This window comes from Fusobacterium sp., assembly GCF_029258315.1.
GTDB lineage: Bacteria > Fusobacteriota > Fusobacteriia > Fusobacteriales > Fusobacteriaceae > Fusobacterium_B.
The window spans coordinates 1-18,062 of sequence record NZ_JARHZE010000081.1; the positions used below are offsets into that span (position 1 = coordinate 1).

Annotated in this window: 15 protein-coding genes; 5 read left to right on the forward strand and 10 right to left on the reverse strand. The window is 27.4% G+C overall.

The features are described from left to right. The gene (locus Q1J48_RS05905) at positions 1–408 is read right to left on the reverse strand and encodes a septal ring lytic transglycosylase RlpA family protein (protein WP_300331466.1); all 408 of its coding nucleotides are present in this window, start codon (positions 406–408) and stop codon (positions 1–3) included. A gap of 173 nt (positions 409–581) precedes the next feature. On the opposite strand from Q1J48_RS05905, the gene Q1J48_RS05910 reads away from it, so the two are divergent. Continuing rightward, positions 582–1,340, forward strand: a complete 759-nt coding sequence (locus Q1J48_RS05910; RefSeq protein ID WP_300361948.1) for a MipA/OmpV family protein — start codon at positions 582–584, stop codon at positions 1,338–1,340. A 63-nt stretch (positions 1,341–1,403) separates the two neighbouring features. Here Q1J48_RS05910 and Q1J48_RS05915 read toward each other — a convergent pair whose 3' ends face one another. Together Q1J48_RS05915 and yqeB are read right to left on the reverse strand one after the other, a co-directional pair. After that, positions 1,404–2,180 (reverse strand): XdhC family protein, encoded by a 777-nt coding sequence (locus Q1J48_RS05915; protein ID WP_300361950.1) that lies wholly within the window; start codon positions 2,178–2,180, stop codon positions 1,404–1,406. Then, positions 2,149–2,976 (reverse strand): selenium-dependent molybdenum cofactor biosynthesis protein YqeB, encoded by an 828-nt coding sequence (gene yqeB, locus Q1J48_RS05920; RefSeq protein ID WP_300361952.1) that lies wholly within the window; start codon positions 2,974–2,976, stop codon positions 2,149–2,151. Before yqeB ends, Q1J48_RS05915 begins: the two co-directional genes overlap by 32 nt. A 159-nt stretch (positions 2,977–3,135) precedes the next feature. Here yqeB and bioB point away from each other — a divergent pair, with 159 nt between their 5' ends. From bioB to Q1J48_RS05940, 4 genes are all read left to right on the forward strand, one after another. Beyond that, positions 3,136–4,095 (forward strand): biotin synthase BioB, encoded by a 960-nt coding sequence (gene bioB / locus Q1J48_RS05925; RefSeq protein ID WP_300361955.1) that lies wholly within the window; start codon positions 3,136–3,138, stop codon positions 4,093–4,095. Positions 4,096–4,165: 70 nt separating this feature from the next. Further along, positions 4,166–5,263 carry a pyridoxal-phosphate-dependent aminotransferase family protein gene (locus tag Q1J48_RS05930; protein WP_300361957.1) on the forward strand — a complete coding sequence of 366 codons (1,098 nt, stop codon included), beginning with the start codon at positions 4,166–4,168 and terminating at the stop codon, positions 5,261–5,263. A 119-nt stretch (positions 5,264–5,382) separates the two neighbouring features. Continuing rightward, on the forward strand, positions 5,383–5,766 hold the full coding sequence (locus Q1J48_RS05935) for a thioesterase family protein (RefSeq protein ID WP_300331451.1): 384 nt from the start codon (positions 5,383–5,385) through the stop codon (positions 5,764–5,766). Positions 5,767–5,921: 155 nt separating this feature from the next. Beyond that, positions 5,922–6,632 carry an RIO1 family regulatory kinase/ATPase domain-containing protein gene (locus tag Q1J48_RS05940; RefSeq protein ID WP_300331448.1) on the forward strand — a complete coding sequence of 237 codons (711 nt, stop codon included), beginning with the start codon at positions 5,922–5,924 and terminating at the stop codon, positions 6,630–6,632. Between the two features lie 39 nt (positions 6,633–6,671). Here the strand turns inward: Q1J48_RS05940 and Q1J48_RS05945 are convergent, their stop codons facing one another. The 7 genes from Q1J48_RS05945 to Q1J48_RS05975 all read right to left on the reverse strand — a co-directional run bounded on the left by Q1J48_RS05945 (position 6,672) and on the right by Q1J48_RS05975 (position 17,511). Then, a complete protein-coding gene (locus Q1J48_RS05945; RefSeq protein ID WP_300361960.1) occupies positions 6,672–9,605 on the reverse strand; it encodes a chondroitinase family polysaccharide lyase in 2,934 nt (977 codons plus the stop codon). 132 nt (positions 9,606–9,737) lie between these two features. Continuing rightward, the gene (locus Q1J48_RS05950; protein WP_300361963.1) at positions 9,738–11,939 is read right to left on the reverse strand and encodes a helix-turn-helix transcriptional regulator; all 2,202 of its coding nucleotides are present in this window, start codon (positions 11,937–11,939) and stop codon (positions 9,738–9,740) included. A gap of 204 nt (positions 11,940–12,143) precedes the next feature. Beyond that, positions 12,144–12,719 (reverse strand): LUD domain-containing protein, encoded by a 576-nt coding sequence (locus tag Q1J48_RS05955; protein WP_300331439.1) that lies wholly within the window; start codon positions 12,717–12,719, stop codon positions 12,144–12,146. Between the two features lie 8 nt (positions 12,720–12,727). Then, positions 12,728–13,366 (reverse strand): lactate utilization protein, encoded by a 639-nt coding sequence (locus Q1J48_RS05960; RefSeq protein WP_300331436.1) that lies wholly within the window; start codon positions 13,364–13,366, stop codon positions 12,728–12,730. A 29-nt stretch (positions 13,367–13,395) separates the two neighbouring features. Continuing rightward, on the reverse strand, positions 13,396–14,823 hold the full coding sequence (locus tag Q1J48_RS05965; protein WP_300361965.1) for an MFS transporter: 1,428 nt from the start codon (positions 14,821–14,823) through the stop codon (positions 13,396–13,398). 65 nt (positions 14,824–14,888) lie between these two features. Further along, positions 14,889–16,079 (reverse strand): glycoside hydrolase family 88 protein, encoded by a 1,191-nt coding sequence (locus Q1J48_RS05970; protein ID WP_300345187.1) that lies wholly within the window; start codon positions 16,077–16,079, stop codon positions 14,889–14,891. Positions 16,080–16,101: 22 nt separating this feature from the next. Beyond that, entirely contained in the window at positions 16,102–17,511 is a 1,410-nt protein-coding gene (locus Q1J48_RS05975) for a sulfatase family protein (protein ID WP_300361967.1), read from the reverse strand. Positions 17,512–18,062 lie beyond the last annotated feature (551 nt).

Below are 18,062 nucleotides of genomic sequence, written 5' to 3' on the forward strand. Positions count from 1 at the left end.
TTATCTTAAAAATCTTCTATAATCCTGATTAGTAAAATGTGGGTTTCCTTTCATATATTTAAAAATATGTTTTTGATTAACCACTTTTATATCAGCATTTATTAGTCCTGTTTTTAAAGAAGCTATTCTTTGAAAAGCCCCTCTACTTAAATCTAATTCTCTACCATATTTTTTTCTAAAAGAGCCAGTATCAGTTACAACAACCTTTACAGATTTTCCATTAGCTCTATTTGTTACTTTTAATACTGTACCAAACGGATATTTATTTGAAGCACAAGTTAAATCATCAGAATCAAAAATATATCCACTTGATGTTGGTTTTCCATCAAACCCCTTGCCATACCAACTAACTGTATAAGCAAAAAGAATATTAGTCATTAAAAACATAAATAAAATAATTTTTTTCATATTTTTCCTCCTGTTTGATATGCTATTATATCAATAAAAATTTTTTTTGTAAATTTTTTTATTTTTAAGCTATTAAAAAAATAGTAAAAATTTGACTAATATTAATAAAAGTGTTATACTTAGATGACTACAAAAATGACTGATCAGTCATTTAATTTTTGGGAGGTAAATTTATGAAAAAAACTCTTATGGTTTTAGGTCTTGGAGCTATTCTTGCTCAAGCTTCTTTTGCTAATTCTATCGGAATTGGTTATGGAGTAACTGATCCTATTTTTAAAAATGATGAAAAAGGATATATATTACCACTTGTAGATTATGAATACAATGGTTTCTTTATCAGTGGTGGAGATGCTTATGGTTTAGCTCTTGGATATAATTTCTTTGAAGCTGACAACTATAAATTATCTGCTTACATTCTTCCTATTGGTGGATATGAAGTAAAAGCTAAAGATATGGATTCTGGTTATAAAGGAATCGATGATAGAGATACTCAAGTTATGGGAGGAGTAGAATTTTCTTATACTTTCCTTCCTTGTGAAGTTAACTCTACAATGGCTATCGAAGCAGGTAAAGAGGGTGGAACTGCTAGCTTCAGACTTAGCAGAGCTTACAATATTACACCTAATTTCTCTTTAGTTCCTACTGTAAGCTATACTTATTATAATGATGATATAGTTGATTATTACTTTGGTGTAGACAGACATGAAACTAGACATAAAAATTCCGCTTCTTATAACATTAACAATACTTACGAAGGAAAAGCTGGTTATAGATATGGTGTAGGAGTTTTAGGAAATTATAAAGTTTCTAATAGTTTCTCAGTTGTAGGATTTGCTGGAGTAACTAAACTTTCTACTGAATTATCTAATTCTCCAATCGCTGACAACGATGTTATCACTGCCGTTGGTGGAGGAGTAGTTTATTCTTTCTAATTTAAAGAATACTATAATTAAAAAAAATTCTGATTTAAAAATTTTTAAATCAGAATTTTTATTTTATACTATTAATTTTCTATGTTTTACTTCTTTATTATTTTTTACTGATAAAATCTCAGCTAAAATTTCAACTGCTATCTCATATGGAGTTCCATTTGAAAAATCTAAACCAATTGGTGCAAAAAATTTATCTTCTGGTATCTGATATCCCTCTTCTAATAACTGTCCTCTTACTTCCAAAACTTTTTTCTTACTTCCTACCATTCCTATATATTTATATTCTTTATTCAAAATATTTTTTAAAGCTACAAAATCAGATTTATGTCCTTTAGTTACAACTACAAAATAAGTATCCTTATTTTCTGGCAATTCTTTTATTAAGGTTTCAAAATTACCAACTACAACTCCATCTCTATTTTCTTCTTCTCTATCATCAAAAACTACTACATCAAAAGAGGAATTATTTAAAAGTGATTTTAAATTTCTTCCTATATGTCCAGCTCCTATAATAACCACCCGATCATTTGGTTTTAAAAATTTAATAAAGCCTTTAACACTTCCGCCACAACTCATCTCTATTGAATTTTTTCCATTGCCATTTAAATCAAATTCAAAATATTTATTCTCTTGATTTTTTATACACTCTTTTGCTAATTCAATAACTTTAAGTTCTATTAAACCTCCACCAATAGTTCCAATTATTCCCTCTTCAAAAACTCCCATAATTGTTCCAGCTTTTCTTGGAGTAGCTCCTTGTGATTCAATTAAAGTGACTAAAGCTACTGACTGATTATTTTTTATTTTATCATAAAGTGTTTTCAATATAAGTGTTTCCATCTTTCTTCTCCTTCATAATTTTATAAAATATAGCTTTTAAAACTGCTCCACCTAAAGCTCTAGCTTTATCTGAAATAGTAAAACAGTTTTCTTTTTCATCCAATCTAGGATCAATATCCCCTATCTTCATTCCTTTTTTTACTAAATATCCATCTCTTATTGTCCCTCTTAAAACTCCACTTATTTTTCCTCTCACCTCTACATTATCTACAAAACCTATTATTTCATTTTTTTCAACTATATCCCCTATTTTTTTTATTGAAAAAAATCTTCCCACTTCTGGAGAATATATGACTCTATCTTTTGACACACCTTTTATCTCTCCCGGAATTCCTGTATTTTTTAAAGCTCTTCCCTCTGTTATGATTCTTCCTAGATTATGTCCTCTCATAGTTTCTATAACTATATCAACATCTTTTCCAGCCTCAAATCCATCTCCCAAAGCAATAGTTATTGGTGCCATACTTCTATTTGTCCCTAAATTTTTTTTAGCAATTATACTATCCACTACTACATCTGGTTTTAATTCTTTTATAATTTCTCCGCTCTCATCAACCATTATTGGAATAATTTTTTTATTCCAACATAACTGCATCTCCTCTTTTGAAAAAACTTTTTGACACTTAATCCCTTCTACCTTTGTTCTTCCATCATAGATGGCCTCTGAAAAACAAACTGTTCTTCTGATCGAACTAGGTTTTTCTATATCTAATATAAGAATTTTGAATCCTGCTAAATATAAAGATTCTGCTACACCAGTAGCTAAATCCCCACCACCTCTTATTATTACCAACATTTATTTTTTCTCCTTTTTTCATATTATAACATAAATAGATTTTTAAAAAATATGTATATAAATAAAAATATTTTATTGTTAACCTTTTCAAAATAAATGATACATCTTTTTTAGAAAAAAATATATACTTTATTCAGAAATATTTTTTGGAGGTTTTAAATGAATATTGAAAAATTTATAGATAATGATATTACGAAGGAAGAGGCATTAGAACTTACAAATTTAAAAGGAAAAGATTTAATAAAACTTTTTTCTATTGCTAATGAAATAAGAGAAAAATTTTGTGGAAATAAAATAGAAACTTGTACCATTACAAATGCTAAGTCTGGTAAATGCTCTGAAGATTGTAAATTTTGTGCCCAGTCAGAAAAATATGATACCCATATAAAAACCTATCCTTTAAAAAATTTAGAGATTTTAAAAGAGGAATGCAAAGAGGCTATAAATCATAAAAGTGATAGATTTGCCATTGTTACAAGCGGTAAGGGAATAAAAAAAGGAACTCAAGATTACAGCACTATTCAAAATTTTGCAAAAGAGATGTCAAAAGATATTGAAATTTGCTGTTCTATTGGACTTTTAGATGAAGACGATTTAATAGATTTAAAAAATTCTGGTGTTTCTCGTTTCCATTCAAATATCCAAACATCTGTATCATCATATAAAAAAATTGTAGCAACTACACATAAGGTTGAGGACAGGATAAAAACTATAAAATCTGCCAAAAAAGTTGGAATGAAAGTTTGTTGTGGAGGAATTATTGGAATGGGGGAATCTTGGGAAGATAGAATTGACATGGCCTTCACTTGTAAAGAGCTCGATGTTGATGCAATTCCTCTAAATATTTTGAATCCTATAAAAGGTACTCCTTATGGAGAAAATGAAATTCTTTCAGTTGATGAAATATTAAAAACCATTGCTATTTATAGAATTATTTTAAAGGATAAAAATATTAAAATTGCTGCTGGAAGAGAAAATATTTTAAAAGATTTTATGGGAAGTGCTTTTTTGGCTGGTGCAAATGGTTTAATGATTGGAGGATATTTAACTGTAAAAGGTAGAAGTATTGAAGAAGATTTTACTTTTATAAAAAATATAAAAAAACTTTGGGAAAAATAATTTATATAATTATAAAAAATTTCCTAATTTATGATATAATTTAATAAAATTTTTTAGGAGGTTTTAAATTATGTATAATCCTGATTACTTAATGATGACAGCTGGACCAACAATGGTCAGAGAAAATGTAATGAAAAAAAGATCTATATTTTTTGGAAATCCAGATATAGATGATGACTTTTTTAAATTTTACGATGAACTTAGAGAAAAAACTGCTAAAATTTTTGGTTGCTCTAAATCAAATATGATTTTTTTAAGTGGTGAAGGAATGGTTGGACTTGATAGTGCTTGTGCTTCTTTAACTGAAAAAGGCGATAGAGTTCTAATAATTGAAAATGGACTTTTTGGATCTGGTTTTGCTGATTTGGTTAAACTTTATGGGGGAGAAACTGCTACCTTTCATTTTGATACAAAAAATAAAATCGATTTAGAAAAATTAAAAGATCTTTTAGAAATAGATAGTGATTTTAAATTTGCTACAGTAGTTCATTGTGATACACCTACTGGAGTATTAAATGATATTGAACCTATTTGTAAACTTTTAAAGTCCAAAGGAATTTTAACTGTTGTTGATACAGTCGCTGCCATTGGTGGAGAATTTTTTAATGCTGAAAAATATGGAGTTGATATAGCTCTTGGAGGTTCTCAAAAAGTTTTCTCTGCTCCTCCTGGATTAACTATTCTTTCTGTTAGTGATGATGCTTGGAAAGCTATTGAAAATAGAAAAACATCTATCCCTTCTTTTTATTGTAATCTTTCTTACTGGAAAAATTGTGTTGAAGAAAAATTATTTCCATATACAATGCCAGCTAGTGATTTAATTGCGTTTGATCAAGCTATTGATAATATACTAGAAGAAGGAATTGAAAATGTTGTTGCTAGACATCATAAAGTTTCTAAATATTGTAGAAATAAAGTTCAAGAACTTGGTTTAAAACTTTATCTTGAAGATGGTTTTTCTCCAACTGTAACATCATTTTATGTTCCTGAAAATTTTACTACAAAAGAATTTATAAAAGAATTAAAAGAAAAACATAAAATTCTTATCTCTGGATCATTTGGAGAATATTCTGATTATATATTGAGAATAGGACATATGGGAGAGTCTGCTAAAATAGAATATATCGATCAAGTTATATTAGCTATTAAAGATATTTTAAATAAATAATATACTTTTTTAAAAAAATACTGTATAATAAGTTTGAAATCAGTATTTAAAATACTGAAATAATTATTTTATTAATGACTATATACATTAAATTATTAATAAAACTTGGAGGATTATTTATGAAAGATGGATTAAAAGAGGGTATGACTCTTACTCACACTAGAATTGTTGGAGCTGATGAAACTGCTGCTAAAGCTGCTTCTGGAACTTTAGATGTTTATGGAACTCCTTTCTTAGTAGCATTTATGGAAAAAACTTCTCTTGATATTGTTGCACCTTATTTAGATGAAACTGAATCAACAGTTGGAATTTCTATGAATATGAAACATTTAAGAGCTAATAAAATTGGAGATGAAGTTGTTTGTAAATCAACTTTAACTAAAATAGATGGTAGAAAATTAACTTTTGAAGTTGTTGCTACTTATAAAGATATAGTTGTTGGTGAAGGAGTTCATGAAAGATTTGTAATAAATATTGAAAAATTCCTTTCTAAATTAAACTAATAGATTATAAAAAATCCAAGTAAAAACTCTTGGATTTTTTTATTTTCTTATTTTTATTAATTTTAATAAAAAATTGACTAAAAATATTAAAAATGATATAATATAGCAATCAAAATATGACTATATGGTCAAAAATATATTTTAAAGGATGTTTTATGAAAAATATTTTAAAAATAAAGAAAAATTTACAAAAAATGCTTTCTTCAAAATTTCATAAAAATATAGATCTTAATAATCTTAAAATAATGAATGAAGGTGAATATCTTAATGCAGCAGTTTTTAGATATTATGATGGAGAATTAGATCTTACTATTAAAGACTTTTCCACTACCCCTTGGATTATTAAAAATACACTGGGAAGATTATTTGTTCTTAGAGAGGGAAGTGCTTTAAAAAAGCTTTCAACTAACCCTTCAATCACTAAGAATGTTATTTTTTTATCTGATTATACTTTAGCTTTCAATTTTATAGAAGGAAAGCCACTAAAAAAAATAAAAGATAAAACTATACCTAAAGAATTTTTTGTAACACTTGAAAAAAATATAATGGCTATACATAAAAAAGATATTGTTCATCTAGATCTTAGAAATCTTGGAAATATCATTATGGGTAATGATGGCTTACCTTATATTATTGATTTTCAATCATATCTTTCAATAAAATATCTTCCAAATAAATTAAAAAATATTTTAAAAGGTGCTGACATCACTGGTGTTTATAAATGTTGGGAAAGAAAATGTTCTGAACCTTTAGATCAAAAAAGAAAAAATTATTTTGAAGAGTTTAAAAAAATTAGAAAAATTTGGATTTTTAAAGGTTACCCTTTAAAAAGATTAAAAGAAAAAATAAAGTCTTTAAAAAAATAAGGAATAGTTCCCTTTTTTCTGGGAACCATTCCTTTTTTATTAGTCTATTTTTACTAAATTAATTTTTACTGGCAGAGCATAAGTTGTAGTGATTTTTATTATTGTTTCACCATTCTTAATTTCTACTTTTACATCTTTATTTTCTTTTTCTAATTTATATTTACCTTTTAATATGATTGATGAAGTATGAGGTATTGATTCATTTCCATTCCATTTTCTTGAGTAAATATTAACTTCTTTCATATTTCCTTTTTCATCATATTGTGTTTCATCTATTCCTTCATACAATCTTAAATCTGGATCAACAAAACTTATTTCTAAACTTTTATTTTTTGATGCTAATAATATCATCGAAGGAATATCCACAGATTTTATAAATTTATCATTTTTTATTTCTCCACTTTCAAATAGTGCATATCCTTTCATTCCTGATATTTTATCTTCAACTATATGAGCTCTATAATCCTTTTGTAATACTTTGTATCCACTATCTTTCTTAAACTTTTCTTGCTCATCTTTATTTCCCTTTATTAAGATAGAAAATTCATAAGATTCATCCTTAGGAGCTTTATTATGATTTATATAAGCTAGTTCAAAATTATTTTTTGTTGGTTTACCATTTTTATGATTATAAGAGTTTTGTAATCCCTTTTTATAAACTACCTCTCCATCAACTATTTTATATAAATTATTTTGACTATCCAAAATAAAATTATTTTCAGATATTTTTTTATTTTCAAAAGTAACTTCTTTTTCGTTTAAATAATTTTGAAATAATGTAGTATGAGTTTCATTTTCACCATCATTATTTTCTATATTACTTCCTAAAAGAATAGCTCTATTTTCAAAGAAGAAAACAGATTTTCTAGCTCTATGAGATCCATTATATTTTGCATTTTCATGTAATTTCATCGCAAACATACCATTATTATTTAAAGAGTTTCCTCCAGAATATGTTTCATCTGAAATAAGCATCTCTTCAATTCCACTTTGAGCATCAACTTGTGAAAGTGAGGATCTTAATTTTTCTAAAGGAAGATTTATTGCAGTTGTTCCTGGATAATGAGCCCAGTTCCATCCATCTGATTCAAATCCACTTTCTTTTAAAGAGTTTTCTACTATTTGGAAAGTTCCATAACTCATATATCTTCCATATAAATTATTTTTTACATATGTTTCATTTCCTACTAAGTATCTACTGAATCCTTTAACCCCAGCTAACCATTCATCTCTTCTTTGTAATTGTAAAGAACCCATATTCATAGTCCAAGAACCATTTGGAGCTTTTTCTTCTTTAAATCCTAATTTTCTTAGTTCATCTGAATATTTTCCATCTGGAGATAATCTTAAATAAGCCTCAGCTAAATCTTTGTCAACTCCCTCTTCTCTTCCAAAAGCTGTATATCTAAATATATCATCTGCTATTTCAAATATATTCTCTGGATGTCTTCCTGTAAGAGTTAATAACCAAGTTTTTTTATTTGAATAAACTCTTGTCATCAACATAGCATTTTTTACAATTTCATAAGCATTTTTATCTAAAGCAAATGGTGTATTTCCTAAATAATAGATTATTGGAGCCAACCCTTCATATGCCCCTTTTGCATAAGCTGGATAATTTTGCATATGATGGAACATAGAACCATCTTTTTTAAATCCTCCTATAAGTCCTGGAGCATAATCTATTGATTTAGTTAGATATTTATTAAACTGTCTTAATTCTTGACCTATATTTTTTTCATCCTCATTTAATAAAATTCCCATTAACATTCCTGGTAACATTGTGTTTAAAATATCAGCATTAACACCTTTTATTTTTTCTTCAGGAGTAAAAATAATTCCTAAAGCACTGTACCATCTAACCATTTCAGAAGCTTTTTTTAATTGCCCATCTTTTATTAAAGGAGCTTTCATTAAAAATACTGCTTGATATAATTCTCTTACTTGGTAACCTAAATGGTGAATTGTTCCCTGTCCACTTCCTCTTGACCAACCTTGATCATAAAGATAATCTAAAGCCTCTTTAAATATTGAATATATTTTATTTTTTTGGCTCTCTTTTTCAGTCGAATTATACATAAAAGCAAGTTCTCTTAACCATTTTCCATATTCTAAAATATATATATCTCTTAATTTTTCTTTTTGCTCATCATTAAAATCTCTATATACAACTATTGTCTGAGGACTAGCAATTGTTTTTGTTTTATAAAAGTCTAATTTTTTCTCATTTTCTTTTATTATTTCATCATTAACTTTAGTTTTCTTTAAAATATTATCTCTAAATCTAGTTTCAATACTTTTTATTCCAGATATTTCATTTTGAGTTAATGCTTTTCCTTCTAATTTTGTTATAGCATTATAATTTTTATAAAGAGACATCCAGTGAGTATTAACTGATGTGTCAGCATCTAAATTAACAAAATTTACTTGTTCATCCCTTGTATTATGTCTTGGATCTATTAATACACTTGGAATTATCTGATCTATTAAAATCTCACCTGATTTTTTTGGAGAAATTAATACAATTTCATCCATTCCCTCTTCTGGAGTTCCTGTCATATCTCTATCATATTGAACCCATATTGTTCTCCATCCTTGAAAATTCATACTCATTTCAAAAGAAGTTTTAATTTGGTGATTCTTTTTAAATTGGACTAACATTTTATCATCAAATGCTTCTTTATTATATACCCACATAACATAGCTTGATCTTGACTTTTCATAACCTCCATTTTTAAATGTAGAGTATCCAACATCCCCTAAAATACTTAGGGTATCATTCCCTTTAAATGTCCATTTTAAAGAGTTGTTACCATCTTTAGATTTAAGGTTTGTAATTTCTAACTTTGAAGTCTCACTCACTTTAATATTTTCAGGTATACCATTTTCAAATTGGTAGACTGTACTTCCATAAGTAAATACAATATTCAATATGAATATTAACATAATTTTTAATAAAGATTTCTTTTTCATCATTCTGCCCCTTTTTATATCGGTATTATTTTTTTTAGTATACATAAAAAAAATATTAAAGTAAATATTCAGTTTTCTATCATCATTTTTCATAATAAAAAGGACTAAGATCATCAATCTTAGCCCCTGTTTTTAAGAGTTTTCTTGCTCTACTATACCAAAATATTTTCCTGGTGACATTCCTTCATACTTTCTAAAAATTCTAATAAAAGTATTTGAACTATTGTAACCAGTTAATTCTGCTAAATCCTTTATTCTTAGATTTGGATTTTCCCTCATAAGCTCCTTAGCTTTTTCAATTCTATAAATACTCAAATAATTTTTAAAATTATCCCCTATAACTTTTTTGAAAAGTACACTTGTATATTTAAAAGAATGCCCTAAATAGTCAGCTAAATTTTCAAGTGAAATATCTACCATATAATTCTCTGCCAAATATCTCTCTATTTTTATTTTTACGCTTCCTATATCATTCTCTTCTTCTATTTTTATTAACTTACATATTTTCAAAATCTTACTTTGGAATACTTCTTTTAAAGTTACTGCATCATTTATTTCAAGAATTTCATTTATATTATAATCTTTTACTTTAATATCTTCATTTATTTCTTGTAATTGTATAAATATTCTATTTAAAGTATTATATAATAAAACTCCAAATTCTTTTATATATTTTTTATCCATTGAACTACTATTTTTTTCATTAAACATCTCATCTATTATTCTTTTTACACTGATCTCATTTGAGTTTAATGTTCTTAATATTAATTTTGACTCTAATTCAATAGGATAATAATATTTATTAAATGTATTTTCACTTATTTTTTCTTGGAAAATAACTCTTTCCTGCTTAAATATATATTTATAATCAAGAATTTTTTTAGCTATTCTATATGCTTTTGGCATCTGTGAAACATCATTATAAACATTTGTAGCAACCACCGTAAAATTTAATCCAAAATTTATATCAATATCTCTAACTAAATTTTTAAGTGCTTCTTCTAATTTTTCTTTTGGCAATAACTCTTCCATTATAAAAGCTATACTTTTATAATCTATATCTACAATCTCACAAGTAATATCCTTAGAAAAATATTTTGAAATTACCTCTTTTGACATATTAAACTTATCAAAAATATTTTCCACAGCCTCTATATCATAGATTTCCATTATCATAACTCTGTATTTATTTACCTTAAATATTTCAGATTCCTCTTTTAAAAATCCTACTCCATCATTTTCAGATATTCCAATCAGATAATCTTTTATTTTTTTCTTTTTTTGATAATTTCTTAAAGAGATCATCCTATTTTTTAGAGTTTCATTCATTGTTTCAATCTCTTCGATTTTTGTTTTTATATAATCTATCTCTTTTTCTTCTTTATTTTCTTCATACCCCAATTTTTTTGCCAATTGTTTCATAGGTTTTACTATAAAAGAAATAGCTAATAAAAAGATTCCATATAAGATTCCAACTATAGAAAAAACTTTTATACTTTCATATATAATTATTTCAAAGATATCTATTTGTGGCTCTAAATACAATAAAGTAAAATCAAAAGATGGATCATAAAATATATGGGCTCTTTTTCCCAAAATTTTTGTTATATATCCATTAGAACCAATAATTTTATACTTATCTTTTTCTAATATTTTCACAAGCTGTTTTTCTATTTCAGAATTTTTCTTATTATAATTTCCTATATTTATTACTTTGTCCTTACTAAATATATACCAATATTTCCCCTCTGGAATTAATTCTGATAAAAATATATCTTCATCTAATGAAATAATATATGATATTGTGTCATTTTTTAAAGTCAAACTATCTTCATAATAAAGATTAATATTTTCTCCATCATAATTTATATACTCTTTTCTATCTTCTATATCTTCTGGAAATCCCAGTGAACTATAAAAACTTTTCTTATCTATCGTCCCAAAAGGTGTTATTACAGAAGTAGAAATATTATCAGTCATATTTAAATAATAACCTATCTTTCCATAAATGGTATTTCTTTTCACAAGTTCTTTAAAAAGTTTTACCTTGGTAAAAGGGAGATTATAATTATCTGATAAACTTATAATATAATTATTAAAAGCTTCACTGGATTTTAAATCATATAAAGTCATACTAACTATTTCTGATTTTTTTCTTATATTTTCATATAATCTACTTGTTTTTGATTCTATATATCTCTCTTCTTTTGTAAGTTCATTGTATGAGTTTAATGAAATTATCACACAAGAAAAAAACATTACTATAATGAATATTATTTTTTTTGTTTTAGTTTTTAATTTTTCTTTTATTAATATACCTATACCCTTTAACACTTTTTTCTCCTTAGTATACAGTGATATCAAAATACTATTACACAATTTTTGTCTATGTTCATTATATTATAACATTTTTTCTATTTTTTTCATACATTTTTTATAAAAAAGAGTCAATAAAATCTTTTTATAAAAGTTATAAAAAATTTTATAAAATAAAAAAAATCCCCCAATATAAATTTCTTTATACTGGAGGACTTAATTTTAAAGTCCAGTATTTTCTACTGTCATCACAACAGAAATTCTTTTATTAAATTTATTTCCGTTTTCTATTACACCTATGCTTAAACCATCATTTATATTTCCCAGTTTTTCAGCTCTTAATCTGTAATATTTTTCATTTGCTTTCACTTTATCAAAAGCTTCATTGATATTTTTTACAATTTTGTTTTCAGAAATAAGAACTATTAATTGTTCTGCACCAAATAGTGCTGAACTTGTATTATAATCTCCAACAGTTATAATCTGTCCTTTTTCTGTTACATATTCCCCTTCTATTATAGATATATTGGATGTTAAAGAAGCTCTTTTTATTTCTTCGGAATTATCCCCAAATCTATCAAAGAAATCATACTCTCTTAGTTGAGAAATAAATTCTTCATTCATCAATTCCCAAGAATCCCCTAATGCGACTTTCTTGTTTTTATCTAAAAGTGATAAAATTCTTTCCTCTGCATCTTTAACAGAAAAAACTCCATGAATTAAATATCCCTTATTCAATAAAACACTACTTAATCTATCTAAGTTTTTCTCTTTGTACCATCTTAAATTTTCTTCCATTTTATCACCTAGTATCCTAGATTATCATTTATTAATATAATTTTTGTTTTTCCAAATGGTCTATTACCACTTCTAATAACTGAAATAAGATTACACATTCTCATTCCTGTCATACAATCTTCACATTTTCCTGTAAAATTACAAGGTGTTTTGTGGTTTAATCTTTTAGAATTAAGTGGTCCAACATAATAAAGTCTTTCATATCCCTCATGGATATCCTTTATTATTTTATTTATTCCTGTTATTACTATAACATTTTTTGGACCGTATGCCATTCCTGCAACACGATTCCCCCCAGAATCCATTTGCATAAGCATACCATCTTCTGTAATAGCATTTGTTCCTGTTACTAAATAATCACTTAATAAAGATTCTCTCATAACTTTTACTGTTGCATCCCAAGTAGGTTGATTAAATCTTTCAAAAAAACTATACTTTTCACTTCTAAATTCTTTAAGAAGTCCTGTCATACCTAGTGTGACAGAACCTCCCATACTTATAGAACTTCCTTCTGGAATCATTTTTAAAGTTAGTTTTTCAGCTTCATGGACATTTTCTACTATCTCCACTTCAAATCCATTTTTTCTTAAATTTTCAACTGTTAACTCTAATTTATCTTGTAAATATATTTTTTTTATTTCTTTCATAATTCCTCCAGAAATTTACTGGCTAATTATTAGTCATTCTTTTTTTCAGCAGCTTCTCTTCTTGCTCTTAAAGTTTCAGCGTTAGCATCAACTTTTTTCTTAGATAATGGATATACTAACATAAACATTACTACAACTAATGAGAATAAAGTTGCTGGTGCTACTGTTGCTAATCTATAAATTCCATCTAGAACTTCTTGAGTTTGCTCTTTAACTCCTGCTTGGAATCCTATTATTGCAAGTGCATATCCAACTAAACTACTTCCTAAAGCTTGACCAACTTTTCTAGAGAAAGAGTAGATTGCATAAAGTGTTCCATCTTCTCTTTTTCCACTTTTTATTTCAGCGTCGTCAATAACGTCAATGATTGCTCCCCAAATAACATATCCAAAGAATGTTACCCCTGAGAATCCTATTGAAGCGATACTTACATAAACCCAAGGATTTTTTACATGTAAGAAACTTAATACTGCAAATACTAATGCTGCAAATCCTACTGCTAAACTGATTGCTTCTCTTTTTCCTAATTTTTTAACAATAAATGTTACAACTGTTGCCATTCCTAAAGCTATTCCTAATTTAATAGCGTTGTATGTTGATAGTGCTGCTGGCATTTTGAAGTAGTAAGCATATAAATAAGCATTTACTCCACCTGTTAAAAGGTTACCAAATATTAAACAAACTGTTCCTCCAAGTATACCTATCATAGCTCTATTACTAAATATCATTTTTACTGATTTGAAGAATGAAATTCCTTCTCCTTTTGGTAAAGGTGGAACTTTTATACGCTCAGTAGTACAAGTATAACAGATATAATAACAAATTAAAGCTATTACTGAGATTCCTCCAGCCATCATAGGGAAGATATTTCCATTATTTCTTATTAATACTTGAGTAGCTCCATTATTTATTACACGCTCATAAATTACAAGTGGTCCAAAGAATCCTACTATAAATTCTCCAATATAAGCTCCAATTGCTCTAAATGTAATAAGTGATTGTCTTTCATCTGGTTTATCTGTAATAGCTGATGCCATTGCTCCGTATGGAATATTAACTCCTGTAAAACAGATACTTCCATATAATAAATAAGTGATATACATATAGATTATTTTAAAAGTCATTGACTGATCTCTTAAAGCTGATTGGTACATTAAGAAACTTGCCATTGCTACTGGGAATGACATTATTCTTATCCATTTTTTAAACTTACCGTCTTTTCCTTGAGGTGTTACGTCAATTATTCTTCCCATTGTAACATCTGTAAACGCATCTATAAGTCTTGACACAAGGAACATTGTAGCAACTACTTTTGGTTTAACTCCCCATACTTGTGTATAGAAAACCATTAAGAATTGGCTTACAAATACTAACATGATATCGTTTCCGAAATCCCCAAATAAATACCCTATTTTATCTCTCATACCAAAAGGTCTGATCGCTTTATTGCTTTCCATAAAAAATTTTACTCCTTCATTCTTCTTTCTAAATAATTTTTTGCTTAACTCTTTTTATATTGATCTTACCAATATTTTTTCCACTCTGGTTTCATTATTCTAACTAAAGCTTCCATATAGTAGTAATCTCCCCAAATACAACATTCGTTTACTCCTGCTCCACCTGGTTTACTGTAAACAGCCTCTGTTAATAGTCCATTAGATTCCTCTATATTTTTAGTTGTGTATTTTGTTATTAATGATTTCATTATTGCTTTTACTGCGTTATCATATATTTTTTTGTCTGGATCTGTATCTGGTAAATATTTTGCCATTTCTAACATTCCACAAACTGCTATTGCTGCTGCTGATGTATCTCTTTCCTCTCCAGAAGTTTCATCAAATACTAAGTCCCAATAACAAACGTTATCTTCTGGTAAATGATTTAAGAAGTAGTTTGTTACTCTCTTATATAATGTTACAAATTTTTCATCTTTTAAATAGCTATATGCTAGTGGGAATCCATATACTCCCCAAGCTTGTCCTCTTGCCCAAGCTGAGTCATCTCCAGCTCCTTGTGCTGTAACTCCTTTTACTGGATTTCCTGTTTCTGGATCAAAGTAGAAAGTGTGATGTGTTGAACTATCTTCTCTTACTACTACGCTAGCTGCTGTATTTAAGTGTTTTGTTGCTATTTCTCTGAATCTTTCTTCACCTGTTACTTCAGATGCCCAGAATAATAAAGGCATATTTAAGTTACAGTCTATTATTAATCTGTATGCTGTTGGGTCATCTAAATCTCCCCAAGCTTGAATAAATTCACCTTTCTCTTTATATCTTCCTAAAAGATGTCTAGCTGCTTTTATTCCAGCATTTTTTGCTCTTTGGTTTCCTGTTACTTTGTAAGCAGCAACTACTGAAGGAGTGTATAAGAATCCTAAATCGTGGTGATTTACTGCTACTTTGTTATCTATTCTTTCGTCATAGCTTTTTACTTGGAAAGTTGCTATTTTTCTATATCTTTCCTCTCCAGTTATCTCATAAGCAAGCCATAACATTCCAGTCCAGAATCCACTTGTCCAGTCGTCCCATTCACCAGCATTCGCTATTCCTGGATATACATAGTTTACACTACAAGGTCTTGGGAATCTGTTGATAAATGTTTTTGTATTCCCGTCTATCTTTTTTAATGCTTCGTGTAATGCACCATAAAGCATTTCTTTTGGAAGTTCTACTTCTTGAGAAAATTTTTCTCTAACTTCTTTTCTTAATTCCATTTTCGCCTCCTAAAAATATTTATTAAAATTCAAACTTGTCTTTATATTTTACTGCCCATTCTCTTAATTTATTTTCAAGATCTTGAGCTATTTTATTTTCAGAAACATCTTCTATTTTTATTGGATTCATTTGATAAGGATCATTTATATTATCATATAGAAGTCTTTCTGTTCCATGGCTCATTGTATAAGCTTTATTAACTACATATGTATATTGTTTTGTTCTGATTCCTCTCCATCCATATGCAGTGTTATCTTTTCCGTGGCTTCTAAACTCTTCTATTGCTCTCATTTGTCCTGGATATCCAGAAATAATTGCATAATTTTCTACATCATTTCCTGTTAAGATAACCTCTTTTAAATCTTTTCCTTCCACTGTATTAGGAACTGGTAACTCCATTAGAGATAATATTGTTGGCATTATATCTACACCGTTTAAAACTACATCTGTAGCTCCTTTTACAAATTTATCTCCATATTTAATTAAGAAAGGAACTCCAACAGATTCTTCAAACCAAACGTGTTTACTCCATAATCTATGGGCACATAACATTTCTCCATGATCTGCTGTTAAAACTATTATTGTATCATCATATATTCCATTGTCTTTTAAATTTTGGATAAGTCTTCCAAAGTTTTCATCTACACCAGTTACTGCTGCAAAATATTTTCTCATAACTTCTTGATATTCATCATCTGTAAAGTTTAATCTTGGATTAACTGATAAAGTATGATCTGTTACATCTGTTAATAAAACGTTTGGATTAACTTTAAACTTCTTTCCTTTATACATATCAACATATCTTTGAGGTACCAAATCCAATGGTGTATGTGGTGGATTCCAAGAAATTATTAATGAAAATGCTTCATCTTTATTTTTATCAATAAATTCTATTGCCCTATCTGTTTCATGTTCTACTGACCATTGATCTATTTGTATCATCTTATTATCATCATGCCAGTAATGTGGTTTTAGGTGATTGTCATAAGCACCATATGAGTACCAGTAATCAACTCCATGTCTTTTCTTTCCAGGTGGAGTATAAGCATCCCAGTCTCTTGCTCCTGAACTTGGATTTTCTTCAAAGTTTATTTCAGAACTATCTAAATGCCATTTTCCAATATAACCTGTTTTATAACCATTATCTTTTAAAACATCCATTAATGTAATATCAGTTTCTCTTAAAGCTACATCTTTTAATCCTGGTTTGCAGTTTGTCCATACCCCGTGTGTTACTGGGTAAGTTCCTGTAAACATAGTTGCTCTATTTGGTGAGCATAATGGACAAGCACTTATAGCATTATCAAAGCTTAAAGATTCTTTTGAGAAATTGTCAATGTTTGGAGTAATAACTTCATCTTTTTCCATAAATCCCATTGCATCTCTACGCCACTGATCTGCAAAAATAAATAACAAATTTGGTTTTCTCATAAAATCACCCCTCTATTTTCACTGTCTTTATTTTTTTTCATTACAGGATGATTATAACTAAGACAAAATCAAATGTAAATCTCCACTATTCATATAGAATATTGCATATCTTGCTTATACCTTGATTTTTAAAGAAAAAAAGAGCTTATTCAGCTCTTTTTTCCTCTAAAAAATTATCTTTTTTTATATTTTTTTGTTTGTTTTTTGACTATATTTTATTTTATTCGTTAAATTTTTCAAATTTTTAACTTGAATATCATATATAAAAATCATGTGTTTTTTAAATTTCATATTTAAATTATATTCTTGTATGTTAGTATGTAATTTTATTTTTTCATGGATTTTTGTATACATTATTCCATATTCATTTCATTTGATATTTATTTCATTTTTCACTATAATGAACTATTTTTAAATAAGTTGAAAAAATTTTATAAACCTTTATTTCATTTTTATTATTTTTCTATAAATCTCTTATAGGCCTGTTTTTGAATTTGTTTTGCTTTTTCTAATCCTGCTATATCTAAATGATAAAGATATTCTTCCCACTC